At 34.7% G+C, this 26,160-nt stretch carries 22 protein-coding genes and 1 riboswitch; of the genes, 3 read left to right on the top strand and 19 right to left on the bottom strand.

Annotated elements, in window-relative coordinates; genetic code table 11:
• From cysD to FPG59_RS04000, 10 genes are all read right to left on the bottom strand, one after another.
• Nucleotides 1-897 (bottom strand): sulfate adenylyltransferase subunit CysD (gene cysD / locus FPG59_RS04045; protein WP_086453338.1); only part of this gene is annotated, 897 nt, incomplete at its 3' end.
• Between the two features lie 116 nt (nucleotides 898-1,013).
• Entirely contained in the window at nucleotides 1,014-1,718 is a 705-nt protein-coding gene (locus tag FPG59_RS04040; protein WP_254906641.1) for a phosphoadenylyl-sulfate reductase, read from the bottom strand.
• 11 nt (nucleotides 1,719-1,729) lie between these two features.
• Complete coding sequence (locus FPG59_RS04035; protein ID WP_086453339.1) at nucleotides 1,730-2,632, bottom strand: sulfite exporter TauE/SafE family protein; 903 nt, start codon at nucleotides 2,630-2,632, stop codon at nucleotides 1,730-1,732.
• A gap of 114 nt (nucleotides 2,633-2,746) precedes the next feature.
• A complete protein-coding gene (locus FPG59_RS04030) occupies nucleotides 2,747-3,157 on the bottom strand; it encodes an Rrf2 family transcriptional regulator (protein ID WP_086453336.1) in 411 nt (136 codons plus the stop codon).
• 100 nt (nucleotides 3,158-3,257) lie between these two features.
• Nucleotides 3,258-4,430: a PLP-dependent aspartate aminotransferase family protein gene (locus FPG59_RS04025; protein WP_086453335.1), complete on the bottom strand. Its 1,173-nt coding sequence runs from the start codon at nucleotides 4,428-4,430 to the stop codon at nucleotides 3,258-3,260.
• 90 nt (nucleotides 4,431-4,520) lie between these two features.
• A complete protein-coding gene (locus FPG59_RS04020; RefSeq protein WP_086453334.1) occupies nucleotides 4,521-4,952 on the bottom strand; it encodes an OsmC family protein in 432 nt (143 codons plus the stop codon).
• A 73-nt stretch (nucleotides 4,953-5,025) separates the two neighbouring features.
• Nucleotides 5,026-5,646 carry a DUF3592 domain-containing protein gene (locus FPG59_RS04015; RefSeq protein ID WP_086453333.1) on the bottom strand — a complete coding sequence of 207 codons (621 nt, stop codon included), beginning with the start codon at nucleotides 5,644-5,646 and terminating at the stop codon, nucleotides 5,026-5,028.
• Nucleotides 5,647-5,704: 58 nt separating this feature from the next.
• Nucleotides 5,705-8,119, bottom strand: a complete 2,415-nt coding sequence (gene thrA, locus FPG59_RS04010; protein ID WP_086453332.1) for a bifunctional aspartate kinase/homoserine dehydrogenase I — start codon at nucleotides 8,117-8,119, stop codon at nucleotides 5,705-5,707.
• Between the two features lie 19 nt (nucleotides 8,120-8,138).
• Complete coding sequence (locus FPG59_RS04005) at nucleotides 8,139-9,101, bottom strand: alpha/beta fold hydrolase (RefSeq protein ID WP_254906639.1); 963 nt, start codon at nucleotides 9,099-9,101, stop codon at nucleotides 8,139-8,141.
• Between the two features lie 77 nt (nucleotides 9,102-9,178).
• Nucleotides 9,179-9,286: riboswitch (SAM riboswitch) on the bottom strand.
• A gap of 226 nt (nucleotides 9,287-9,512) precedes the next feature.
• Nucleotides 9,513-9,725 (bottom strand): hypothetical protein, encoded by a 213-nt coding sequence (locus tag FPG59_RS04000; RefSeq protein ID WP_086453330.1) that lies wholly within the window; start codon nucleotides 9,723-9,725, stop codon nucleotides 9,513-9,515.
• A gap of 802 nt (nucleotides 9,726-10,527) precedes the next feature.
• Between FPG59_RS04000 and metK the strand changes: the two genes are divergently transcribed.
• Nucleotides 10,528-11,778 carry a methionine adenosyltransferase gene (gene metK / locus FPG59_RS03995; protein WP_086453329.1) on the top strand — a complete coding sequence of 417 codons (1,251 nt, stop codon included), beginning with the start codon at nucleotides 10,528-10,530 and terminating at the stop codon, nucleotides 11,776-11,778.
• Between the two features lie 63 nt (nucleotides 11,779-11,841).
• Here metK and FPG59_RS03990 read toward each other — a convergent pair whose 3' ends face one another.
• From FPG59_RS03990 to FPG59_RS03975, 4 genes are all read right to left on the bottom strand, one after another.
• Nucleotides 11,842-14,133 carry a hypothetical protein gene (locus tag FPG59_RS03990; protein ID WP_086453328.1) on the bottom strand — a complete coding sequence of 764 codons (2,292 nt, stop codon included), beginning with the start codon at nucleotides 14,131-14,133 and terminating at the stop codon, nucleotides 11,842-11,844.
• A gap of 211 nt (nucleotides 14,134-14,344) precedes the next feature.
• Nucleotides 14,345-17,095, bottom strand: coding sequence for a TonB-dependent receptor (locus FPG59_RS03985; RefSeq protein ID WP_086453327.1), 2,751 nt, complete (start codon nucleotides 17,093-17,095; stop codon nucleotides 14,345-14,347).
• A gap of 33 nt (nucleotides 17,096-17,128) precedes the next feature.
• Nucleotides 17,129-17,965 (bottom strand): GLPGLI family protein, encoded by an 837-nt coding sequence (locus tag FPG59_RS03980; protein ID WP_176330689.1) that lies wholly within the window; start codon nucleotides 17,963-17,965, stop codon nucleotides 17,129-17,131.
• Between the two features lie 13 nt (nucleotides 17,966-17,978).
• A complete protein-coding gene (locus FPG59_RS03975; RefSeq protein WP_086453325.1) occupies nucleotides 17,979-18,869 on the bottom strand; it encodes a GLPGLI family protein in 891 nt (296 codons plus the stop codon).
• Between the two features lie 114 nt (nucleotides 18,870-18,983).
• Here FPG59_RS03975 and FPG59_RS03970 point away from each other — a divergent pair, with 114 nt between their 5' ends.
• Both FPG59_RS03970 and FPG59_RS03965 read left to right on the top strand, forming a co-directional pair.
• Entirely contained in the window at nucleotides 18,984-19,775 is a 792-nt protein-coding gene (locus FPG59_RS03970) for a hypothetical protein (RefSeq protein WP_086453324.1), read from the top strand.
• Complete coding sequence (locus FPG59_RS03965; protein ID WP_086453323.1) at nucleotides 19,775-20,389, top strand: deoxynucleoside kinase; 615 nt, start codon at nucleotides 19,775-19,777, stop codon at nucleotides 20,387-20,389. Before FPG59_RS03970 ends, FPG59_RS03965 begins: the two co-directional genes overlap by 1 nt.
• A gap of 85 nt (nucleotides 20,390-20,474) precedes the next feature.
• On the opposite strand, the gene FPG59_RS03960 is transcribed toward FPG59_RS03965, so the two are convergent.
• From FPG59_RS03960 to FPG59_RS03945, 5 genes are all read right to left on the bottom strand, one after another.
• Nucleotides 20,475-23,030: a sodium-translocating pyrophosphatase gene (locus FPG59_RS03960; RefSeq protein ID WP_086453322.1), complete on the bottom strand. Its 2,556-nt coding sequence runs from the start codon at nucleotides 23,028-23,030 to the stop codon at nucleotides 20,475-20,477.
• A 111-nt stretch (nucleotides 23,031-23,141) separates the two neighbouring features.
• Nucleotides 23,142-23,672 carry an inorganic diphosphatase gene (locus FPG59_RS03955; protein ID WP_086453321.1) on the bottom strand — a complete coding sequence of 177 codons (531 nt, stop codon included), beginning with the start codon at nucleotides 23,670-23,672 and terminating at the stop codon, nucleotides 23,142-23,144.
• Between the two features lie 106 nt (nucleotides 23,673-23,778).
• Nucleotides 23,779-24,240, bottom strand: coding sequence for a DNA-3-methyladenine glycosylase (locus FPG59_RS03950; protein ID WP_254906640.1), 462 nt, complete (start codon nucleotides 24,238-24,240; stop codon nucleotides 23,779-23,781).
• 9 nt (nucleotides 24,241-24,249) lie between these two features.
• Nucleotides 24,250-24,381, bottom strand: coding sequence for a hypothetical protein (locus FPG59_RS16935; protein ID WP_254906638.1), 132 nt, complete (start codon nucleotides 24,379-24,381; stop codon nucleotides 24,250-24,252).
• A 53-nt stretch (nucleotides 24,382-24,434) separates the two neighbouring features.
• Nucleotides 24,435-26,160: DUF5686 family protein (locus FPG59_RS03945; protein ID WP_086453320.1), on the bottom strand; the 1,726-nt coding region annotated here is incomplete at its 5' end.

Below are 26,160 nucleotides of genomic sequence, written 5' to 3'. Positions count from 1 at the left end.
AAAGTATCCCTGTTGTTTTCTTTTTTCCATCGCTGCTTCTGAACGTTTGTCGTCAATTCTAGCGCCTCTTTCTGAAATTGTTGAAGATCTAATTTCGCCCACTACTTCAGAAATTGTTGCTGCGTAAGAATCCACTGCTGCCGTACAACTCATGTCACCTACCGTTCTGAAACGAACAATGCGCTCCACAATTTCTTCGTTTTCTTCTTGGTACACAAATGGAGAGTGAGACCAAATCATACCATCTCGTAAGAACACTTTACGCTTGTGCGAAAAATAAATTGATGGAATTTCAATTTGCTCTTGTTCGATGTAACTCCACACATCCAGCTCGGTCCAGTTGGAAATTGGAAAAACACGTACGTTTTGACCGTTCTCTATTTTTCCGTTCAACAAATCGAACAATTCCGGACGCTGATTTTTTTCGTCCCATTGACCAAAATCATCACGCACCGAAAATATACGCTCTTTGGCTCTGGCTTTTTCCTCGTCACGACGTGCTCCACCAATACACGCATCAAATTTAAATTCTTCGATAGCATCTAAAAGTGTTGTGGTTTGCAAGCTATTTCTGCTGGAATATTTTCCGGTTTCTTCGACAACTTTTCCTTGATCAATCGCGTCTTGTACATTGCGCACAATTAGTTCTAATCCTAGCTCAGCAACCAATTTATCTCTGAACTCAATGGTTTCCGGAAAATTATGCCCTGTATCTACGTGCAACAATGGGAACGGAATTTTAGCAGGAAAAAAAGCTTTTTGCGCCAAGCGAACTAACGTAATCGAATCTTTTCCACCCGAAAAAAGCAAAACCGGTTTGTCAAACTGAGAAATTACCTCTCTGAAAATATATATCGCTTCGCTTTCTAAAGCGTTTGTTTTTAATACTGAACTCATTATTTTTAGTTTAAGAGTTGAAAGTTTAAAGTTTAAGGTTGTTGTGACCTCGACTAAAATCTTACTGCTATTTTTGTTTTTCTATTATCTTTATTCTATTTTCTAAAATCTCTCTTCTATTTTTGGTGCAACCCGCATTCTTTATGACTGGATTCCCACCACCATCGTCCGGCTCTGATGTCTTCATCTGGAGTGATGGCTCTTGTACAAGGTGCACAACCTATACTTACAAATCCTTTTTTGTGCAATGCATTTTGTGGTACATTATTTTTTTCTAAATACTCTTCTACTTCTTGCAAAGTCCATTTTAATAATGGATTGAATTTGATAATTTCAAAATGCGCATCATATTCAAATAGTGCCAAATCATTTCTGTTTTCGGATTGCTCTGCTCTTAATCCGGTAATCCAGACCGAATTTCCTTTTAAAGCTTTGCGCAAAGGCACTACTTTACGGATGGAGCAACATTCTTTTCTATTCTCAACTGATTCGTAGAAACTATTAGGTCCTTTAGTCTCTAATAAATTTTCTACTGCAGCTGCCTCGGGAAAAAATACTTTGATGTGTTGGTTGTATTTCTTTTGAGTTTTATGAAAAACATCATACGTTTCTTGAAACAATCGACCGGTATCCAATGTGAAAATTTGAATTTCAGCACCACTATTGGCAATCATTGCTGTAACTACTTGGTCTTCTTGACCAAAAGAGGTCGAAAAAACCACTTTATCTTTATACTCGGCAGCTAAATAAACAAACGTTTCCTCTAAACTAAGGTTTTTTGAATGCTCTACTAATGCCGCTACTAATTCTTTACTCATAATCTTATTTCGTTTTACAGCAGTTTTGATAAGGTTTTTAAACTCAAAAGAATAATTAAAACACCTACTAATATCATCATTGATTTCCTTGGAATCTTATTCACTAAAAATGCAGCTAATGGAGCTGCCATTACGCCTCCTAAAATCAATCCAATAATTACTTGCCATCCTTGAATACCTCCAAAAAGCATAAATGTTACTCCACTTGAAAAAGCTACTGCAAACTCTGCTGCGTTCACCGAGCCAATTGTATATCTGGGATTTCTTCCATTTCCTAATAAAGTAGAAGTCACTATCGGTCCCCATCCTCCGCCTCCTACAGCATCCATAAAACCTCCAAAAGTTGCCAAAATACCTAGTTTTTTAGTTTTCTTTTTTACCAGATTCTTTTTTAATGCTTTCCTAATAATGATCACTGCCAATCCAATCATGTACAAAGCAATAAATGGTTTTATTACTTCTCCATCAATCACATCCGACAACAAATAGGCACCTGTAACAGAACCCAAAACACCCGGAATTAACAAATGTCTTACTAGTTTTTTGTTGATGTTTCCAAAACGATGATGCGAAATTGCCGAAGCTCCTGTTGTAAACATTTCAGCCACGTGAACACCTGTACTACTGATGGCAGGCGGAATTCCGTACGCTAATAAAAATGAAGTTGAAGTTGCTCCATAACCCATTCCTAAGGTTCCATCTACTAACTGTGCAAAAACTCCAATACAGAAAAAAATTAAAAACTCTTGATCAAAACCGGCTATCAAGCCATCCACTGAAAATTCATCATGGTGGTTGTACACTAATGTTGCCAATAATCCTATCAACAAAATTGCAGGAACGAGCACCCATAACCGCTCTACAAAACTTGTTGCAGGGCTTTCGGTATTATTATTCACTTTTAATTCTTTATTCATTCCTTTCAATTCAACAAAATTCAATTTAAAAACTTTTACCCTATCGGGTTACTAGATTATTGTGCAAAAATAATATATTTACTTTAATTACAAAACATTATTTCTAATTAAAACTTAAAATGCAATATCTGCTAAACTATTATTTTCCAAAACCATAAGCGTATTATCACGCACTTCGGTCATTAATTTACGAACGGCGCAAGTGGCTTCATCAGTACAATCGTCACAAGGCTCGTAAAAATTATGACTGGCACACGGCAATAAGGCTATAGGCCCTTCCAGAATGCGATATACTTTAGCCATGCTGATGTCCTTCGGTTCTTTTATCAAATAATAACCGCCGCCTTTTCCTTTTTTGGCTCCCAGAAAACCAGAATGGCGCAACAACAATAAAATACTCTCTAAAAATTTGAGTGAGATATTTTCAGATTTGGCAATATCAGCAATAGCAACAGGCGTTTGGTCCTCTTGGCGAGCCAAGAAGGTCAAAGCCTTGATACCGTATTTTGTTTTTTTTGAGAGCATTTTACTGTTTTAGAATTGTATAAAAATATTCGCAAGTAATAAACCTAGCGTTGTTTGAACCAAAACTACAATCTAAAATCGTTAATCCCAAATCTATCCGTTACGAAAGCGCCTGCTCCAAATCGGCAATTACATCAGTTACGGTTTCTAAACCTACAGAAACACGAACCAGACCATCGGTAATACTCACCGCCAAACGTTCTTCGACAGATAATTTACTATGCGTCGTTGAGGCTGGATGCGTAACAATAGTTCTGGTATCTCCTAAATTTGGCGAAAGCGAACACAATTTAATTTTATCCAAGAAGGCTCTTCCGGCTTCTAATCCTCCTTTTATTTCAAAAGCAACAATATTGCCGCCCAGCTTCATCTGCTTTTGTGCGATTTCATATTGCGGATGCGATTTCAAAAAAGGATATTTCACTTTATTAACCTGAGGATGATTCTCTAAAAACTCCGCTACTTTTAAGGCATTTTCGCAATGTCTGTCCAATCGAATGGCTAAGGTTTCTAAACTTTTTGATAACACCCACGCATTAAAAGGCGATAAAGAAGGTCCTGTAAGTCGGGAAAACAAATAGATTTTCTGAATCAAGTCGGCATCGCCAACGGTTATTCCGCCCAAAACGCGACCTTGACCGTCCATTAATTTAGTAGCAGAATGCACCACTAAATGCGCTCCCCATTTGATTGGTTGTTGCAAATAAGGCGTTGCAAAACAGTTGTCAATAATTAAAATTAAATTGTGCTTTTTGGCAATATTTCCTAGCAATTCCAAATCAATGATATCAACCGCAGGATTGGTTGGTGACTCTGCAAAAAGAATTTTTGTATCAGGCGTAATCAAACCTTCAATAGTCTCGGGTTGATTGATATCAAAATACGAGGTTTGTATGTTCCATTTTGGAAAATAATTAATAAACAGTGAATGCGTGGCACCAAAAACACTGCTCGAAGAAACAATGTGATCTCCAGAGTTCAATAAAGCAGCCAAAGTAGAATATACCGCAGCCATACCAGATGAAAAGGCAAAACCAGCTGCTGCTCCTTCCATATCGCACACTTTGCTAATAAATTCGTTATTATTTGGATTGCTGTAACGGCTGTAAATATTCCTGTCTTTTTCTTCTGCAAAAGAGGCACGCATGTCTTCGGCATCTTCAAATACAAAACTAGACGTGAGGTACAAAGGCACCGAATGCTCTAAATATTGTGTTCTTTCTAACTGATTGCGTATGGCTTGGGTTTCGAAACCAAATTCTTGTTCGTTCATTTTAATAAGCTTTTAGCTATTGGCTTTTAGCTTATAGCTAATACCCAATGCAAATTATTAATATTTTGTTTTGTTGCTAAAAGCTAATAACTAATCGCTAAGAGCTTTTCCGTTCAAAACTACTTTGTAATGTATGGTTGCTGTTGGTTCTAATGTTTTGGAAACCGAACAGTATTTTTCAAATGAAAGTTGGGCAGCTTTTGCGGCTTTGTCTTCCTTGATATCACCTTCTAAATAAAACACCACATGGATATTTTTAAATGGTTTTGCTTCTCCAACTTGTACGCGTTCGCCCTCAACCTCAGCTTTGAAAGACGTGATTTCTTGACGTTGCTTTTTCAAAATCGAAATCATATCAATGGCGCTACACCCTGCAACGCCCATCAATACTAATTCCATCGGACTGGCACCCATATCATTTCCTCCATATTCAGGACGGCTATCTACGTTTACCAAATGCCCTCTTTCGTTTTTTAATTCGAAATGGAAATTGTCGTTTACTCTGTTTAATGTTATTTTCATCTTGTTATAAATTTTACTTATCCTCAACTCCCTTCTTACAAAAGGAATAGAACATAAGAATTATTATCATTTCTTATTTTTCAATTGCTTGTAAATTAAATTTTTCCAGGACAACTACACTACTTTCCATATCAATATTCGTAGCGCCTGACAATAATAAATAAATACCTCCCAACCAGATTAAAATCAGAAGTACTTGAATATATTTTTTAATATTTTTATACAGCAATGTTAAAAGTGAACCCATCATTGTAGCATTCCATAAAATTGAAAATATCAAAACAAATAATATCGAGCTATTTATACTCGGTATTATAACAGACTCATTCTTGTCATTAGGATTAACGTAAACCATAATTTTTTTACTTTCTCGTAGTTTACTAAATAAATCCTGATGATCTTCAAAATTATTCATACTATAGCCAAAAGCTAAATTCCCACCTAAATATTTTTTTGAATTAAATACATAGGAATACTTTACAATAAGTTCATATAATTCTGTTCCTTTTGAAGTTTTAGTTGAATCAATATAAACTTGCTCAACATTTGCAGCTGTTTGAGTCCAATCTTTAGCTTCTTGGATTTTGATTATATTTTTTAAACTAAAAAATAAAGTAATGAGACCAATGCCTAAAAATGGAATTATCAACAAAGATTTCCAACCATTTTTCACTACAAACTCTTTAATTCTCATTATTCTGATTTACAATTAAATCCTTATATTTTTTTGTGATTTTTCAAAATCAATCAACTTAACCTTTATCAGACAACCTTAGAATATCACCAAAAACACCTCTAGCTGTTACCGCTGATCCTGCGCCTGCACCTTGAATTACAATTGGTCGGTCTCCGTACGATTCTGTGTAAATTTCGAAGAAAGAATCTGAACCTTTCAATCCGCCCAAAGCCGTATCTGATGGCACTGAAACTAATTTTACTTCGAGATTTCCTTTGTCATTTTGCAAATCTCCCGATAATTCTCCAATGTAACGCAACACGTGATTCGGCTTTTGATCGGCTTTTATTTTTGCATAAATAGGATCAAACTCCGTCAATTTATTCAAAAACTCTCCCACATCTCCGCTACGCAAATGTTCTGGAATTAAATTTTGAATAGCAATTTCTTCAAATTCATTTTGCAAGTCTAGTTCTCTAGCCAAAATCAACAATTTTCGCCCTACATCATTTCCGCATAAATCCTCTCTTGGATCTGGCTCGGTATATCCATTATCGATGGCTTCTTTTAAAATTTCGCTAAACGGTACGTCTTTGGCCGAGAAATTATTGAACAAATAACTCAATGTTCCCGAGAAGACCCCTTTAATCTTTGTGATGTTTTCACCAGAAAGGTGCAACAATTTAATAGTATCAATCAACGGCAATCCTGCTCCAACATTGGTTTCATAAAGATACGTTTTTTGGTTTTCTGCTAGAACTTTTCGTAATTTTTTATAAAAACTATAACTTAATGTATTGGCTACTTTGTTTGACGAAATCAAATCGAAACTATTTTCTACTAACGAAATATAATTTGTAACAAAATCAGCGCTTGCAGTATTATCAATAGCAATTAAATTCTCTAAATGATGCTCGTTTGCGTAGGCAATTACATCATCAATGGTATACGAGAATCCATTGGTTTGAATTTCGTTTTTCCAGTTAGGTGTCACTCCATTTTTATTCAAAAGTACATTCTTAGAATTGGCAATGGCAAATACATTCAATTTAATATCTTTTCTTTTTTCGATGGCTGCTGCCGATTCTAAAATTTGATTAATCAAGGTACCGCCCACCAAACCGTGACCGAAAACAGCAATATTTATTTTCTTGGCTACACCAAAAATCTCTCCGTGAATTACATTCAAGGCTTTGTGCAACTGTGATTTTTTAACAACCAAACTCACATTCTTACCCGTCACCGTATTGTTGAAGAGAATTGGAACAATTTTATTCTTGATTAAGGCCGTGTAAGGTTTGTGAAACGTGCTTAAATCCTGACCAATAATGGAGATGACAGCTACATCATCAGCAACAGTTATTTTATTGACATCTTTCGAATAGAAATCATTTTCGAATTCCTTTTCCAATTCAATCATGGCCGTAGTAGCTTTGTCAGCAGCCACAACCAAACCTATTCCACGCTCTGATGAACCTTGCGAAATGATACTCACACTAATATTATTGTCGCCCATTACTCTAAAAATTCGAGCATCTACACCTGTTTTACCAAGCAACCCTCTTCCTTCTAGGTTGACCAAAGCCACATTTTCAAGAACCGAAAGCGTTTTAATTCCTTCCTTATTAGAATTGGAAGTAATTAAAGTCCCTTTATTATCATGATTGAAAGTGTTTAAAATTCGAAGCGGAATGTTTTTTTCTAATAACGGAATGATAGTTTTGGCGTGCAAAATAGTCGCTCCAAAATTAGCAATCTCATTCGCCTCATTAAACGATAAGTGATCAATTTTCTTAGCATCAACAACTAAATCAGGATTGGCAGTATAAATTCCGTCAACGTGTGTGTAATTTTGTAATTCGTCGGCATTTAAATAATTCGCAATCAACGAAGCGGTGTAATTACTCCCGTTTCTGCCTAACGTTGTAGTGTCATTATTAGTGGTAGAACCAATAAAACCTGTGATTATATTAACCGTCTTTTCCGTGTTTTGCTTAAAAAAAGCAACCACATTTTTCTTCGAAAGTTGTTCTAAGGGTTGTGCATCACCAAATTTAGCATCGGTTTTTATCAATTCACGCGTATCGGTAAAACGAGCATGAATTCCTTTTTCTTTAAGGATCGCAGTCAGTAATTTTGCCGAAAGCAATTCGCCTTTAGACAAAATTTGGTCTTTGATCTTTTTACTATAATCGCCAATCAGACTTACACCTTCAAACAATTTTTCTAAAATAATAAACTCTTCAGACAAATCAACAGCATCATAAACGTCTTGCTGGTATTTTTTAAAATCTTCAAAAAGTGGTTTGTAATCTCCGTTTTGAGAAGCAATGTTTAAAATGTGTTCCAATTCATCCGTAGCATTACCACGTGCCGAAACCACAACTGCAATTTTCTCGCCTTGATTTACTTTGTCTGTTATTATGGCAACCACCTTATTTAATCCGTCACCATTTGATAAGGATTTACCTCCAAATTTTAATATTTTCATTGTGTTGTGTGTTTGTAGCTTAGAATAAATCTTGAAGCAAATTGTGTAATTGTTTGTATTCTATCAAAAAAGCATCGTGTCCGTGAATGGAAACTATTTCTTGATAACTAACTTTTTTATTTAATTTTTGTAATTGCTCAAAAGTGGTTTTGTTTTCACTGGCCGTAAAAAACAAATCCGAATTGATGGCAATGATGTGAATTTCTGCCGTTATAGCTTCAATTGTGTTTTCAAACGAAGTTCTATTGCGAGTGACATCAATGGTCTTTAATAATTGATTCATCATTTTGTAGGATGCCAATTGAAAACGCTGTTGCAGTTTTTCGCCGTGATGTAACAACCAACTTTCAACATTAAAAATGGCTAACTCTTCATTAGTAGTTCGTTGAAATTTTGCGGCAAATGATTCTGGAGTTCGGTAACACAACATAGCGTGCGCGCGCGCATCTTGAATTGGTTTAGATGAGTTATTCAGAATTTGTTCTTGCAAAAAACAATTGGCAATAAGCCAGTCTGTCGCTTTCCAATCGGTAGCAATAGGGATTAATTTTTGGGTAATTGTTGGTTCTAATGCAACCATTTCCCAAGCAATTCCGCCACCCACAGAACCTCCGATAATGGCATATAGATTTGTAACCCCAAGCAAATTAATGCCTTTTATAAAAATTCTAGCAATGTCTCTTGCTTTAAAATCATTATAATTTTCAATTACAGATCCATCAAATCCATTTCCAGGAATATTAAAAGCAAGTACGGTATATTTTGTAGTATCGATAGTTTTATTGGCGCCAATTAGGTCATTCCACCAACCGTTATCGCCCACCACCTGTGAATTTCCGGTTAGCGCATGATTGACCAAAACGATGGGAGCTGTATGCAAAGGCAACCCAAAAACTTGATAACTTAAGTTTAGAGCATTATAAATTACACCTGACTCCGTGGTGAAATTGTATATTGTAAGTGTTGTTGGTTTATTTTCCAATTTCAAATCTGTTATAATTAGGACTTGTGTTTGGAAATATTAGAAAGAAAGCTAGGTGTTATCTAGACAAATTCTTAGTGTTATCTTTCCACGATAGGCGTGGTAGAATGCAGCACCTTCTTCGATAAATCGAAGGGTTGCTAAGGCTTCATCGGGTCTAATCCCTCTGCCTTTCTTTATAACATTTCAATACTGTTGTGAACTTTGTGAGTGCAAATAAAGCACTAATTTTTATTCTGAGCAAATTTTTCTGCAAAGTTTAGACTGAATTAATTTTGCGGTATTCGCAAAAGTATGCAAAAAGCAAGCTGTTTTAACAAAGAAATATGTCGTTTTAGACCAAAACTCCGTTAAAACAGCAACCATAATTTAAAATGTATTTCCTCACAAGTTAAAATACATTTGCAATCACTAGATAAAAAGGACATCATTTTCCTTAGAATACATTAAAAAAAGTAATGAATTTGGCACTGCCTTAAGTGCAATATCATCATTTGTATCCATCTCAAATCTAGGATGAACTAGCTCATTTACCACTGGAGCAGTAGTGTTACTTTTTTTTGACCCCCATAATCCTTGCCTTATTAAAAGGATTGCTTTACTAAAATAATTGTTGTTTTTCATTGTTGTTCATTTTAAGTTATTAATTGTGTACTGATTATTTTTCCATTTTAGTATCAACTTCAATACCAGTTTTTACTATGATTTAATTTTTATTGTATTTTTTATTCTTTTTTGTTCCGAATCTTGAAAAAGACATTCATCAAATGCTACTTTTTATTCTTTAATAATTGAAATAGTGCTAAAAGCAACAAACCCCTTTTAGATACGAATCCAAAAGGGGTTTAGTTTTTAAACTTGTCCTTTCGGGGTCACGATATACCAAATAGCACAACAGCACAAATAGGCGCTATTGCATTCATTTTTTGTTGGCATTTTAATGTGTTCATAAATTTTTATTCTTTGTGGTATTTCAAAAAAAAAGCTTCCCAAATATTGGGAAGCTTTACTATATAATTTAGTTCAAATTATGCAATAAGCAACCCTCAGGAATTTTCCTGTGCGACCTTTAACATATTGCAAATAATTGATTTCATGATTACCTATTTTGATCATCAAATATCGCAAATGTTTTTTAAAGTACAAAATTTTTATGTCGCTAATTTTGTTTTTAATTTAAAAAATATTTCCGAAAGATAAAACAGTAAAAAAAAGTTAAGATTAATATGCAATTCAAAATGGTTTCATACCTTTGCACCCAAATACAAGAGGAAAAATTTGAACTGATTGCAACCTCTTCATAATGAAATCAATTCATTATGAATACTGAATAATTTTCAGTAAAAAAATGCTAAAGCAGGAACTCTCCTTTAGACCTTTTCAGCAATTATTTTTTCTCGCTTAATTTTATAAAATAATAAAACTTATGGCCTATTTATTTACGTCAGAATCTGTGAGCGAAGGACATCCAGATAAAATTGCAGATCAAATTTCAGACGCATTAATTGATAACTTTCTAGCATTTGATGCTGAATCAAAAGTAGCTTGTGAAACTTTAGTAACTACTGGTCAAGTTATTTTGGCTGGTGAGGTTAAATCAAATACATACTTAGATGTGCAAAATATTGCACGCGAAGTCATCCGAAAAATTGGTTACACAAAAAGTGAGTACATGTTTGAAGCTAATTCATGCGGTATTCTTTCGGCTATTCACGAACAATCTGTTGATATTAATCAAGGTGTTGACAGAGCAAGCAAAGAAGAGCAAGGCGCTGGTGACCAAGGGATGATGTTTGGTTATGCAACCAATGAAACCGCAAATTACATGCCATTGGCACTTGATTTATCACATAAATTATTGCAAGAATTAGCTGTTTTAAGACGCGAAAATAACGAAATTACATATTTACGTCCTGATGCTAAATCACAAGTAACTTTAGAATACAGCGACGATAACAAACCAACTCGTATTGATGCGATTGTTATCTCTACACAACACGATGATTTTGACGAAGAAGCTACTATGCTTGCTAAAATCAAAAAAGACATTATCGAAATATTGATCCCAAGAATCATTGCTAAAAATCCGGAGCATGCTCATTTATTTAATGATGCTATTCAGTACCACATTAACCCAACAGGTAAATTCGTAATTGGAGGACCTCACGGAGATACTGGACTTACAGGAAGAAAAATCATTGTGGATACTTACGGCGGAAAAGGAGCTCACGGTGGTGGTGCTTTCTCTGGAAAAGACCCAAGTAAAGTAGACCGTTCTGCTGCTTATGCAACACGTCATATTGCTAAAAACTTAGTTGCAGCTGGTGTTGCTGATGAGATTTTGGTTCAAGTTTCGTACGCTATTGGTGTGGCTAAGCCAATGGGAATTTTTATCGAAACTTATGGAACTGCAAAAGTAAATTTAACTAACGGTGAAATTGCTAAAAAAGTAGAAGCTATTTTTGATATGCGTCCGTACTTCATCGAACAACGATTGAAATTAAGAAACCCAATTTATAGTGAAACTGCTGCTTACGGACACATGGGACGTACTCCTGAAACCGTAACTAAGACTTTCTCTGCTCCTGGCGGATTAACAAAAACAGTTGAAGTAGAATTGTTTACTTGGGAAAAATTAGATTTTGTTGATCAAGTAAAAGCTGCTTTTGGATTGTAAAAAGTATTTTTATAAATAGCAAAGCCTGGCAAATTTGTCAGGCTTTGTTTTTTATAGACATATTTAATAAGTGCCTTTTTTCATTTTCTCTAAAACCTCTTTATACTCATCAATTAATTCAACATCGCCTGCTACAACTGCTAAATCATACGCTTTTTGTTCTGTGGTAATGGCTATTTCTTGCTGTCCGTTTTTATAATACAATTGCGCTAGAGTATCTAGATAATAATAGTTGTCTTTATCAATTTTTAAACTTGTTTGAGACCATTTTAAAGCCTTTGTAAGCATATCTGTGGTCGGATTTTTCTCTTTCTCCACTACGAACCAAGCAGCTTCATTGCAATCATTGGCAAAACTATTTTTAAAATCTACCCAGTTGTAATCAAATTTAGGATTATAACGGCTGTCTAATGATTCTATGAGGCTTTTACCTTCTTGAATGTAATTGTTAAAATAGATTTCAAAAGCGGATAAATAGTTGGCATTTAGCTGATTTAATTTTAAAAGTTCTAATTTTCTCTTGAATACTTTATCATTAAAACCCGCAATTTGATACAACTTGTCATAATGGCTAAGTACTAAATCCAACTGTTGTGCATTTTCTTGTCTTCCTAATGCTGATAAAATTGTTTCTAATAGATAATCCGTTTGAAATTGATAATCATATTCTGTAGTTGCTATTTTAGGTATTTCGTTGTAAAACTTTAAAATATAATCTAAGCCTAAATAATCCGTAGTATTCATAAACTTCGTTTGAGTTTTAAAGACAATGAAATCAAAATTATCAGAACTTCGCAATTGACACAATATAATTCTCACCAAATCCTCATCTACGACTTGGTCTGTTTTATGCTTTTCTAAAAGTTGTTTATAGCGAATTTCAAATGCCTTTTTTGAAGTAATAAACTTGTAAATATTCTCTTTTTCTTTCAATAAACTATAATCATATGTAACTGGAACAGCAGCTGCAGCAGTAGCATTAGTAACTATTTCAATAGTAGGAACAGCAGTGTTAGTTTTGCTTGGCGGCGCAACAGTAGTGTTCGTAATATCTGCAGGTGTAGCAACATCTACGTAATCATAATTTCTTTTGCCAAACTTCTCCGCATATAACAGTATTCTTTTTTCCTCTTGCTCTGCCATGTTTTTATTCACAATGTAACTGTCAATTTGTGCAAGAGCATTTAATTCTTTCATTTCTACTAATAAAGAGGAAAGAGAATAATATTCTAAATTTTCTTGTGTTTTACCCTTAAAATGGTACAACCTAGTACCAAACGAGTTCAGAATGACTATTGATCCTGATTCATTTACTCCCATTTTTTTAAGAGCGGCTTTATCTTTATCTGTAGCTAAGTAAAAAAAGGCAGGGTCATATTCTGCATTGTAAGCGTTGTACATATATGACTGAACACTGTTTTGATAACTCTCAACTGCAGCATCAAACTCCTTTTTTGCGGTTATACTTGTATCGTAAAACACAACTAAAAATTTATTAGGATTCTCTTTAACGCTTTTTAAGGCGGCGCTTAAAGTGGTTTCTATATTTACTTTGAACGCAAAATTAGGGTCAGGAACCACGTATTGATCCACTACTGCTGTGGTATCAGACTCCATATTATATAAAGGCTGTGGTGGAGTTTTTCCGGGATAAGTCCAGTTTTTCTCTTTAAAAACCTCTGTTGGTTTTTCTAAATTCTCTAGTTTTTTAAGCGGTTGTTTACTGAATACTAGAGGCGTAACCCCTTCAGAAACAATTAACTCTTTAGTGCTATTGTTATAAACACCTCTTAAGTTGAATTTCCCTTGTTGTGATAAATTATAGTTCAATAGTACTTGAGAAACTCCTTCAGGAATAGCATATTTTTCTATATGAGAGTCCCTTGTTGTATTCTCTTCAACAAGGTATATAAAACCGGATGGTTCAATATCAAATTCTAATTTTTTTTCTTCATAATAAGATTCCTCAAATTTTGCTAAATATGTTGTAATTGGCTTGTAAACAATAGGGGAATTGCTATCTTTTTGTAAGCCAATGTAAACCGAAGTCCACTGATAATAATAACTATCTCCTAAATCTACTTTGATTGTTTTGGGTTTAGAATTTACTTTAGAATATCCCACAGTAAACTTTGGTAAATCAGCATTAGCAATAGTGAAAAAAATAGAATCGTTTACTTGCTCATACGTTCCAGAAAGAAAAGACAAGTAAAATTTTTTATTTTCTAATAAATGAAACTTAATTGACTCTGAGTTTTTGGTCTGAGCCGTATAGTCTCCAGTTTCAATAGGGCTATTTTGTCCAAAAGACGAAGGAATAACAAACAGTAAGAAGAGTAAAAAAAGTTTTCTCATGACAACTACAATTAGCATTTTAATGCATTAAAAGTAGTTGTTTTTTTACCAATTCATTAAAATGTGTTTCTTTTTTTTAACCCTATGATATCCCAGCTTAATGATATCAAGTTTAAAAAACTAAAAACTTAACTGATCTACAAAAAATCCTTGGCATAAAAAATGGGACTTTACTTGTGTAAAATCCCATTTATAAAATAGTCTTTTGTGATTATATATTGTATTTCAAGATAAACGTTACAAAGCGTGGTAAAATTACATTCTCATTGGCATTAAAACCATTTACACTAAATGAATTGTTCAATCTTGAACGGGTATTCAAAAGGTTATTCGCCTGAATGCGGTATTCAAACTTTGCATCTTTCTTGATGTAGTTCAAACTAGCAGTCATAATTTCGAAATTATTTGTTATACCATTGGTTTGATTTTTAAATCGGTTAAAGGCATAATCCCAATTAACATTCAATCCATTCAAGAAATAATAATTCAGTTTTACGGTCGGTGTTTGGGTGGTAAATTTATTAGCTGCTTGCTCTGAAAAATTCACACGGTAACCCAAATCTACGTTTGGATATTTTTTGAACTGCGTTGCAAAAGCCAAGTTGTAAGAGTGATTTACATTTTCGATTCCTTGAATAAATTCTTGAGTCACTCCGCCTTGGACTCTTCTGTTTAGTACAAAATTGCGATTCCAACCTGCATTGGCTCCAGCAGTAACTTTATAATACTTTTTGAAGTTTTTAGAATAAAACAAATTTCCGTTTAAATTTTCGTTTTCAGCATCTAAATTCAAACGGTCAGAGGTTGAATAAATACTTTGGAAAGAAACTCCATTCACCACTGGATCTTTGGTAGTTGTATAACTGATATTTGCAAAAATCGTAGTGAAATTATACAAGTTGTACTTAGAATAATTCAAACGGTGACTTGTCACTAATGAATTTTCTAATTGTGCATTTCCTCGTGACAAGCTGTTAAAATTGGTAAAAATAAAACCTTCTACCAAAGCATTTACATCATTAAAGCCGTTACGCATGTTGAAATTGTAGGTTACATTTTCTGATTTCTTCAAATCCCAACGCGCAAACATATCAGGCAATAATCTGGTAAAATTAAGTTTGAATGGGGACGCAAATTGCTCGTTTGAAGTATTGTATTGGTGCAAAGAAAAACCAGGATTAAAAGTAAACTTACCTCTAATAAACTTATAATGTAAACCTATAAAAGCATCATTAAATAGGTAACGCACATCATTATTATAAGCTGCTTGCTCTACCGGATTTACTGAATTATCTTGAAGAATTTGCAAAATACTCGAGTTGTACGATTGGTAAGCATTCGTATTTCCCATAGTTACATTCAAGATACTTTTGTTCGAAATTTGATAAAAATAGTCAACTTTGGCATCAAGTTTATTGGTTTTTACGAAACGAGATTGCTGGATGTTTAATGCATTTTCATTTACAAAAACCGCACTTGGATCGTTCGGGTTTGTTGAATTTGCATTTTGATACGGATTTACCGAAAGTTGCGGATTGTAAAATGGATCTTCATCCTCGTATTGATGTTGCATTTCTAACACCCAAGTCGATTTTGGGTTTTGGGTATAAAACATATTCAAACTCTGATTGAACGATGCTGGCGCTTGTTTTTGAAAAGCAATTACGGTGTTGTTATTAGTTACCGTATTCCCGTTTGAAGTAGAAGTGAAATTAGTTTGACTATTATCTACATCTTGTTGGTCATTCTTTCTAAAAAAAGCATCGTAATCCAATTGAAAATTCTCATTGGCTTTGTATTTTGAACCAAACTTAGAGATGAAAGCATTGTTGCGAGATTCGGTATTGTTTTTTCTGTTTTCTAAAGTCGCAATATTAGTAGTGTTTGGTTCAAAAATTCCGCGTTCTGAATTGGTAATAGACTGATTGAATGTTGCCGAATAAGCCGCAAAACCAGATAAAGTCCATTTTTTAGAAACCGAATGATTGACATTTATAGTCCCAAATTTATCACTCGCTTTGGCCACATTATCACCACCTGATAAACCGAAAAAGTTTCGATTAAAATTTAATGAAGTACCGTTACGACCAATTGTGTTTCGTGCTCCCCCATTAATTCTGAAAAAATCAGCCGAAGTCAATGAAACCTCACCAATATTATTAAAGTTTACAATAGAGTTAATACTAGTTTTTGGCGAATAATAAAACACCTTCGGATTGAAGATATAGCCTTTATCATTTGCCAAACCACCACTTACATCACCAAACCAAAATTTATCTTTACCTTTTTTCAGTTTGATATTAATTGCGATATCGTCATTATTGTTTTCAAGGCCTTTCATTTGCGACACCTCGTTAAAATTACGCAATACCTGCACTTTATCGACCGCATCAGATGGAATGTTTTTTGAACCCAATTTTGTATCGCCTTCCATAAACGGTTTTCCGTCTACAAAAAGTTTGGTCACTTTTTTTCCTTCTACTTGCACTTGACCATCGCCCGTTACTTCAAAACCTGGTAGTTTTTTAAAAACGTCCTCTAACTTGCGTTCTTCTCCGGTTTTAAACGAATCGGTATTGTACACAATGGTATCCCCTTTTATAGAAACAGGCATCTCGCGCACAATTTCTACACCATCAAGCTCGATGCCACCAGTTTCCATGGTAATATTTTGCACCATGTTTTGAGCAAGTGTAGCAACAGTCACTTCCTTATTTTGCATGCCCAAATAACTTAGTTTTAAAACATAAGTAGTGTTCGGTTTTAGGTTTAAAATAAACTTGCCTTTATCGGTGGTAATGGCGTATGCATCCATTGCCTTGGTAGTTTGATTCACTGCCATTACGTTGGCCATTTCTAGAGGACCCGCTTTAGAATCAGTTACGAGACCTTCTAATTTTACTGATTGAGCAAAAGAAATGGAGCAAACAAAAAATATTAAAAAAAGAAAAAAATGTTTCATGTATAAAGTGTATAGTGTGTAAAACTTAATCAATTAGTTGCCATTAATAATTATAGCCTCGCCATCGCCTTTCATGCTGTCTATTTTTGCTTTCTCTAAGGCATCAAATTCTGCTTGAGTGACTTTTTTTCCCGTGTTTGGTTTTTTAATTTCAGCTACTTCTTTGTTACTCAATGTAACTTTAGAGCAGAGCATAATAAAATCACCCTCGTTTATCTCTAAAATTAGCCCCGGTAAGCCCCAGTAGTTTTTTGGTCCAAGACTAACAGGTATTTCTGGCGTGTACCATGCAGTAACAACTTTGTCTTTAGGTTCTTGCACAGGAAAAAGACTAGTTTTGTTTTCTTGCCTCTTCAAGAAATCTTTATAGTCACTTTTTTGTCTCTCAGTTACAGGAAAGACCACCTCTGCTTTGTAACAAGTATAATCACCAATTTTTTTTGTTTCATCCACCAACTTCCATTCTGGATTTGTAAGTGCATCAACAATTAAAAATTCTTTACCAAAAATTTCATCTTCAACAATTTTTGTTTTTGATTTTGTATCAATATATGATTTACCATCAACCGAAAACTTCACACTAATAACCATACCATTAATTGGCGCCTTTGGTTTTTCTAATTTTTGTATTTCTTCATACAGACACTCTTGCTTATTAAAAGTGAGCAAGTATGTTTTTTCACTTGCCGATTTCATAGCGTCTAGAAGCGATGCAGAAAGAACCGCATCTTTTTCTGAATTTTTCTCGGTATTTTCAGGTTTGTTTTTTAAAATAACTTTAGAAAGGTATTCTGCCTTACCTTGAAATCCTTGTGCATTAACACCAAGCAAGGCAAACAAGAAAACGAAACTGACGATTGTATTTTTCATGCTTTTACTTGAATTAATTTCCAATGCGCATTTGCATAGTGCCATTTCCGCCACGACCTTGATTCATTTCTCTAAACTCCTCCATTTTTTTTGTAACAGCATCGTCAAAATCTTTTTGTGATGTTACTTTCCCCTTCGATGGTGCTTTAATTTCAGTTTTTACTTTTGGATTTAAAACAACTTTAGAACACAAAATAACAGTTCTACCATCATTCACCTCTAAGATCAAACCTGGCAATCCCCAGTAGTTTTCAGGACCTTGACTCACTGGAATCTCTGGAGTATACCACGCCGTAATTACAACATCTTTTGGCATTTCTAAATTATCCAAAAGATTTGTTTTAGCAGCACCATCTGCTGGTTTAGCAGTAGCAGTTTCTTCTCTCCTAGGTCTAAAATTTCTAAAATCTGTTTTACTTACAGGCTTTATTGCTGTAGCTTTAAAACAATTATAACCGCCTATTACACGCGTTTCACTTTCCATTTTCCATTGCAAGTTAGGTAACGAATCTTTTATCAAAAACTCTTTTCCCATGAACTCTTTATCCACTGTAAATGATTTTTCTTTGACATTTTTATAATACGTTCCGCCACCGCCTGTAAAAGACATCATCATTCTCATTCCACCGTTACCTTGACCTGTAGCATCTAGTTTTTCTTCTTCTTTGTAAACTGAAGCCGATTTGTCAAAATTGAGAATAAATGTTTTTTCGAACGCTTTTTTCATACGCTCTTCAATCATTTTCTGCATATCAGGGGTCATCTCTTTGTTGCCTTGCATTCTAGATTTAAAATCTGACGTACTGGTTTTTGACTCATAAACAGCCATACCTTGAAATTCTTGAGCTTGCACCCCTAAAAAAGAGGCGATAGCAATTACTAAAGTGTAAATTAATTTTTGCATCTTGATAGTTTTTAATAGATAAGTGTGAAAATTACTATTTTTGTTACAATGATAATGTTAAATAAATACTAAGACAATCAATTACGCTTTTGGTTTAATTGTAATTTTACCAATATGAAATATATAATACTTTGGATATTTACATGCTGGGCAACAATTGGCTTTTGTCAAAACCAAAATCCAACAATAACCAAATTGAACACTGTTGAATTAGATGCTGATGAATTTCTGGGATACGATTCGCTAGATTACCTCTATTCCATAAAAAACAATATACTTTCAAAAAAAAAGGATTCAGAATATTACAATTATAGCAATATAGCGCTCGGAAAAATCAGCAGGGTCGATTTGCAAAATCCTTTAAAATTAGTGCTTTTTTACGAAGATTTTAATACGGTTATCACTTTAGACAATCAATTGAATGAAACTCAAAAAATAAATTTCTCAGAAAATCCAATACCAATAGTGGCAACAGCAGTAGGTCTAGCTTCTCAAAACCAGATCTGGGTTTATAACAGCATGAATCAACAAATAGGCTTGTATGATTATTTAAATCAGAATTTCAAAATACTGGCGACACCCTTAACTGAAAACATTATATTTTACAGTACTGATTTCAATTTGTTCCAATGGATTGATACCGCAAAAAACTGGTACGTTTGTGATATTTTTGGAAAAATAAAAAAAATAAACAGCATACCTGATTTTGATTGTATCGCCCTTTTAAATGACACCCAATACATCTATTCTAAAAGCGGAGAATTATACTTTATTGATGTAGCAAAAGAAGGAAAAACACAATTGGTAATTTCCGAAAAAACGTTTGTCAAATTTCATTACAAAGACCAAATTTTATCTATTTTTACACCATCAGGAATTAGCAATTATAAAATCACAATACCGTAATGCACATAGCAATAGCAGGAAACATAGGTTCAGGAAAAACAACTTTAACCCGATTATTAGCGAAACAGTTTAAGTGGGAACCGCATTTTGAAGATGTAGTTGACAATCCCTACTTAGATGATTTTTATCATCAAATGGAACGTTGGTCCTTTAATTTACAAATTTATTTCTTGAACAGTCGTTTTCGTCAAGTAATGCAAATTCGCGAAAGCGGTAAAAAAATCATTCAGGACAGAACCATTTATGAGGATGCGCACATTTTTGCTCCCAACTTATATGCGATGGGTTTAATGACCAATCGTGATTTTCAAAATTATTCTTCTTTATTTGAATTGATGGAGTCAACCGTTAAAGCACCCGATCTACTGATTTATTTAAGAAGTTCTATTCCTAATTTAGTGGGACAAATACACAAACGTGGCCGCGAATACGAAAACTCCATATCAATTGAGTACCTAAGCCGTTTGAACGAGCGCTACGAAGGCTGGATACAAACCTATGACAAAGGAAAATTATTAATCATTGATGTTGACAACATAAATTTTGTTGACAACCCTGAAGATTTAGGAAATATTTTTAACCGTATCGATGCCGAATTGAATGGGTTGTTTTAGAATAACAAAAAAAAGATAACCTGATATTATAAACATAAATGCCTTGCAAATTGCAAGGCATTTATGTTTTATATGACATGTTGTTTTACTTCACAGCATCAATTTTGGCTTTTACTTCAGCTTCTGTGCCTTCAAAAACCTCTGTTGTTGTTTTTCCGTTTACTATTTTAGTTACTTTCCCAACAGTCTTTCCATTTGTAGAAGAGATACTAACATTCACGGTTTTTTTCTCGTATTTACTGGTGTCAAAACAATCTGTTTTTTTATACTTATATTTACCATTGGCATCAAAATTTGCCAAACATTTTGCTGTTTGTTCAGGTGTACATCCGTTTTCTTTGCACATCACTTCACATTCTGCTTTAGTCATGTTAGCCATTTTTGAAGGGTCACATTTGCCCATACTATAAACCATTTCTGTTTTTGAATGAGCAGCGCAACAAGACTTAACTGTAGCTACATCTGAGTGACCATTTCCTAAAATGGGAGCAATAACCAAACCTATTAAACAAGTCAATTTGATTAAAATATTCATAGATGGTCCCGAAGTGTCCTTGAACGGATCACCAACTGTATCTCCAGTAACCGCTGCTTTGTGCGCATCAGATCCTTTATAAGTCATTTCACCATTAATCATCACACCTGCTTCAAAAGACTTTTTGGCATTGTCCCAAGCACCTCCAGCATTGTTTTGGAAAACGGCCCACAAAACACCCGAAACGGTAACTCCAGCCATATAACCTCCAAGCATTTCGGCAATGAGTTGGTTGTTATCTGAATACACTAACTTCCCTAAAAGTACAATGGCAATTGGAAAACCAATAGTCAAAACACCTGGTAACATCATTTCGCGCAAAGCGGCTTTGGTCGAAATATCAACACATTTTGCATATTCTGGTTTTGCAGTTCCTTCCATAATTCCAGGGATTTCTCTAAACTGACGGCGAACTTCATACACCATATCCATAGCAGCTTTCCCAACTGAATTCATGGCTAGCGCCGAGAAAACTACGGGAATCATTCCGCCTACAAATAACATGGCTAAAACTGGCGCTTTAAAAATATTGATTCCGTCAATCCCCGTGAATGTTACATAAGCTGCAAATAAGGCTAGTGATGTCAATGCTGCCGAAGCAATGGCAAATCCTTTCCCAGTTGCTGCTGTTGTATTCCCTACTGAATCTAAAATATCGGTTCTGGTACGTACTTCTTTAGGCAATTCGCTCATTTCTGCAATACCACCCGCATTATCCGATATTGGTCCAAAAGCATCGATTGCTAATTGCATCGCTGTGGTTGCCATCATTGCCGAAGCCGCCAAAGCCACTCCATAAAATCCTGCAAACGCATATGAAGACCAAATCGCTGCAGCAAATAATAAAACCGTTGGAAAAGTTGAAATCATTCCGGTTGCTAATCCAGCAATTACGTTTGTACCTGCTCCTGTACTTGATTTTTGTACAATAGCCATTACCGGTTTTGTACCTAAGCCCGTGTAATATTCAGTAACCGATGAAATAACCGCACCTACAACCAAACCTACAATTGTTGCGTAAAAAACACGCATGGACGAAATCTCTTTTGTTCCTTCTCCAAAGAAATCCATTTTCATGGTTTCTGGTAACATGTATTGCACTAGAAAATAACAAGCTACTAAAGTCAAACCTATCGAAACCCAATTACCAATATTCAAAGCCTTTTGTACTTGCGCTTCTTTGGCATTGTCATCTGTTATTTTAACTAACATGGTTCCGATTATCGAAAATAAAATTCCAAAACCAGCAATTGCCATTGGTAATAAAATGGGTCCAATTCCGCCAAAAGCATCTTGAATAGCACCATCCATATCTTTGATCACATAATTCCCTAGCACCATTGCTGCCAAAACCGTTGCAACATAAGAGCCAAATAAATCAGCACCCATACCAGCAACATCGCCTACATTGTCTCCCACGTTATCTGCAATTGTAGCTGGATTACGAGGATCATCTTCTGGAATTCCTGCTTCGACCTTCCCTACTAAATCAGCACCTACATCGGCTGCTTTGGTGTAAATACCGCCACCAACTCTAGCAAACAACGCAATAGATTCTGCTCCAAGAGAAAATCCTGCTAATGTTTCCAGAACAATGGTCATGTCTTCTGTTGAAGTCCAGACACCGTTCATAAAAAAATGAAAGAAAAATATAAAGAAAGTAGTCAAACCTAATACCGCTAAACCTGCAACACCAAGTCCCATTACTGTCCCTCCACCAAAAGATACTTTTAAAGCTTGCGGCAAACTCGTACGAGCAGCCTGTGTAGTTCTCACATTCGTTTTAGTCGCTATTTTCATTCCCATATTTCCTGCCAAAGCAGAGAAGAATGCACCAAAAATAAAAGCTACTACTATTAATATATGTGTTGTGGGAACAATAAACGAAATACCAGCCAATGCAATACTGGCTCCAATAACAAAGAAAGTCAATAAACGATATTCGGCTTTGAGGAAAGCCAAAGCGCCTTCGTAAATGTAATCTGAAATCTCTTTCATCTTACCGTCACCTGGATCTTGTTTTAAAACCCATGCTCGTTTTGTAAACATAAATGCCAGTCCAATGAATGCCATGGCGATTGGCAAATAAATCATAATTGTATTCATAATTTTGGTTTGGTTTATAGTTAATACTTATTGTGTAACCAAACGAATTTAAGCAAAAAAGCAATACTCCAAACGGAATATTGCTTTTTTTACAATTATTATGCTAAATTATTACTTAATGCTAAATAAACCTTCTGGTTTGTTTTCGATAGCATTAAAGCGTTCTGTACATTCTTTGATGATTGCGTAGGCTTCATTTACATCTCCCCAACCTTCAACATCTACTTTTTTGTTTTCAAGATCTTTGTACACTTGAAAGAAGTGCTCAATTTCTTTTAATAAGTGAGGATTGATATCAGAAAGGTTTTCTAATGAATTCCAGATTGGATCAGAAACAGGTACACAAATTACTTTTTCGTCTGGTCCTTTATCATCTGCCATGTGAAATACTCCAATAGGTTTTACTTCCATTACACAACCAGGAAAAGTTGGTTCGTTTACCAAAACTAATACATCTAATGGATCTCCATCTAATGCTAAAGTTTCAGGAATAAATCCGTAATCAGCTGGATACATCATTGAAGAGAATAACATTCTATCAAAACGCATTCTTTTTATTTCGAAATCATATTCGTATTTATTTCTACTTCCTCTTGGTATTTCGATTAAGACATCGAAAGTTGTTACTTTGTCTGCAGTCATTTTAGTTTTTCTTATCTATAATTATCCTGCAAAAGTAATCAAACGATACGTTTTTGCAATGAAAATTAAAGGTTATCTCTACAATAAATTTAAAAAAAACCTACTTTTAATACGTAATGGTTCTATTTCGTTTCTTCAAGTAATGATGCCACAATAAATAAGTCGCATAGGACCGATAAGGACTCCATTGCTGTGCGTGTGCATACATGAGCTCTTTGTCATGAATATCCAGCAATTCTTTTAAAGTATTGACAACTGCTATATCACCAAGTGGCAATACATCTGGTGCTTGCAAGCAAAACATTAAATAAATATCTATGGTCCAGTTTCCTATGCCTTTGATTTTGATGAGTTCTTCCCGAACTTCCTGAGCGGTTTTAGTTGGTAAACTTTCTAAATCAAGTTCTTTATTTAAGAGCGCTGTCGCCAAAGCTTTAATATAGGACGTTTTTTGTCGGCTTACGCCAAGATTCCTAAAATCGGCATCAGACACATCAAGAAGAGCTTCGGGTGCCATCGTTTTTAGAGTAGTTTTTATTTTCAAAAAAGTGGCTTTCGCCGAATCAATAGAAACTTGTTATTCCAAAATTAACAATACCAAAGTCTCAAAACCTTGTGGTCTTTTGGGAACAGTTGGCAATCCGTAATTTTCAATGATTGACTTGAAAATGGCATCTTTTTCTAAAAGATAGTCAATGGCTTCTTGCATAATTTGATTTTTTAGCCCGGATAAAAGATTGTAACGAATAGCCGGAATAGCTCCTAGAAATTAAATCCAAAAGAGCCTTTTACCGTAAAATTATTGGCCCCTGGCGTGTTGAGATAATTACCTCTCCAAGCAAAATCAATACGGAATACTTTAAATATATTTCCAATACCAGCGCTGTATTCCCAGTAGCCTCTTTCTGGCGCATTGTAAACCAAGCCAGATGCATTTATTGCTCTATTACCATCAGTAACAGAACCGTATACGCCGCGCACTGCTATAATTTCTCTCCAATTGAGTTTGCGCATAAACGGAATTCTAGAAAAAATGCGGCCATTAAAGTTGTGATTCCATTGTAAGGTTATATACTCATCTGAAACGAACTCGTAGAAATTAAGATTGCTAAAAGTGTTTTCGATAGTAAAATACGTTTGATTTCCTGGAATTACGCTCAACAAACCAAGCGGAATTTCTCCAAAAGTCTTCCCTACCTCCATGATTAAATTTGTTCTTCCAAGTGGTCCAATAATGATAGGCTGCTTGTAATACAATTGCAACTTATCATATTTAAAATCACTGTCTAAAAGTCCCTTAAAACCATGGCTGTAATTGACAAAAAAGCGGCTATATGGACTATCAACAATACTACGCTCTACGCCAAAACCAATTGTTTTACGTTTTGGAGAAAACTCAATTTGAAGGTTGGCTTCAGATTGCTTTACATCACTTTTGGTCACCTGATTTGTAATATCTGTAAAATAATCCAAACTAAAAGTAGAAGACGCCGACTCAAGAGTACGATACGAAACCCCTGCTTGGATAACTACGTTTTTAATAGGTTCTATTTCTAGTGCAATATTGGTCAAGTTAATGTTAGTCAGCTTCCCATTACTTCCTGATGAAAAAACTGCTGACGAAGCAAAACTACGTCCCAAAACATCATTGGTTGTGGTTAAGCTCGCGCCTATTTGCTCAATGTCACGCCTGTTTCCTCCTGAAATAATGATTCTATTTTTTTTATCGACCATCCATTTTCCCGAAACGCCGTATTTAAATTTATTATCATCAAAACCATACGCGGTATAAGCTTGAAGTCGCCAAGGATCATTAGGTCCAAAATACGTTCTACCACCAGCACGCAATCGTATTCCTTCAACTTCATTGAATCCAAAGGATGAAAAAACAGGACCAAAATCAAAATTTTTAAACTCAACATAGCCACTACCAAGTATAGAAACAAGGTTGTACAAGCGTTTGAATTTATTGACTGTTTGTAAGGTATCTAGCATTTTGTATACCCCTAACTCGTCTTTGCTTAAATTCTCAAATCGGTTATCGTCCCAATATTCTTCTGATTTGTTATAGACTTCATCATCCATATAATTGACTTCGTCTTTGTAAAAAGATGCCGGTAAGGGTTTGTTGAACTGATGATTTCTAAAATAAGTCGTTCTTTTACCATAAACTCCTTTTGAATCTTCTTTTTTATTCAAAGCAAAGTCAGACATTAAATAATCCTTTGTCAATAAAAAAACGGAGTCACTAACTACCTCAAATTCTTGTTCAATATAAATGTCTTTTACCCAGTTAATATTAGCACTTTTAGTCACTGCCATATTAATTTTCTTGATAGCATAAGTAGAATCGTTTACCCAAAAATCACCTTTAAAAGTCAATTCGTTTTTTCTTCTTGGATAAAAAACAATATTATAACACCATTTTTTATCAATGTAGGCACTGTCTCTCAGTACATAATTGTAGACATCAATTCCTGTTTTAGAC

The sequence above is a fragment of the Flavobacterium sp. FPG59 genome, from assembly GCF_002150205.1.
Taxonomy (GTDB): domain Bacteria; phylum Bacteroidota; class Bacteroidia; order Flavobacteriales; family Flavobacteriaceae; genus Flavobacterium.
The sequence above is the reverse complement of the archived record's forward strand: the minus strand, read 5'-3'. Positions and strand labels throughout refer to the sequence as shown.

Coding starts and splice junctions, on each gene's coding strand:
- thrA (WP_086453332.1), bottom strand. CDS start 8,119: ATGAAAATATTAAAATTTGGAGGTAAATCCTTATCAAATGGTGACGGA.
- FPG59_RS03970 (WP_086453324.1), top strand. CDS start 18,984: ATGAAATATATAATACTTTGGATATTTACATGCTGGGCAACAATTGGC.
- FPG59_RS04020 (WP_086453334.1), bottom strand. CDS start 4,952: ATGAAAATAACATTAAACAGAGTAAACGACAATTTCCATTTCGAATTA.
- FPG59_RS03965 (WP_086453323.1), top strand. CDS start 19,775: ATGCACATAGCAATAGCAGGAAACATAGGTTCAGGAAAAACAACTTTA.
- FPG59_RS03990 (WP_086453328.1), bottom strand. CDS start 14,133: ATGAGAAAACTTTTTTTACTCTTCTTACTGTTTGTTATTCCTTCGTCT.
- FPG59_RS04030 (WP_086453336.1), bottom strand. CDS start 3,157: ATGCTCTCAAAAAAAACAAAATACGGTATCAAGGCTTTGACCTTCTTG.
- FPG59_RS04025 (WP_086453335.1), bottom strand. CDS start 4,430: ATGAACGAACAAGAATTTGGTTTCGAAACCCAAGCCATACGCAATCAG.
- FPG59_RS03960 (WP_086453322.1), bottom strand. CDS start 23,030: ATGAATACAATTATGATTTATTTGCCAATCGCCATGGCATTCATTGGA.
- FPG59_RS03955 (WP_086453321.1), bottom strand. CDS start 23,672: ATGACTGCAGACAAAGTAACAACTTTCGATGTCTTAATCGAAATACCA.
- FPG59_RS03985 (WP_086453327.1), bottom strand. CDS start 17,095: ATGAAACATTTTTTTCTTTTTTTAATATTTTTTGTTTGCTCCATTTCT.
- FPG59_RS03980 (WP_176330689.1), bottom strand. CDS start 17,965: ATGAAAAATACAATCGTCAGTTTCGTTTTCTTGTTTGCCTTGCTTGGT.
- FPG59_RS16935 (WP_254906638.1), bottom strand. CDS start 24,381: ATGCAAGAAGCCATTGACTATCTTTTAGAAAAAGATGCCATTTTCAAG.
- FPG59_RS03975 (WP_086453325.1), bottom strand. CDS start 18,869: ATGCAAAAATTAATTTACACTTTAGTAATTGCTATCGCCTCTTTTTTA.
- metK (WP_086453329.1), top strand. CDS start 10,528: ATGGCCTATTTATTTACGTCAGAATCTGTGAGCGAAGGACATCCAGAT.
- FPG59_RS04035 (WP_086453339.1), bottom strand. CDS start 2,632: ATGAATAAAGAATTAAAAGTGAATAATAATACCGAAAGCCCTGCAACA.
- FPG59_RS04000 (WP_086453330.1), bottom strand. CDS start 9,725: ATGAAAAACAACAATTATTTTAGTAAAGCAATCCTTTTAATAAGGCAA.
- FPG59_RS04015 (WP_086453333.1), bottom strand. CDS start 5,646: ATGAGAATTAAAGAGTTTGTAGTGAAAAATGGTTGGAAATCTTTGTTG.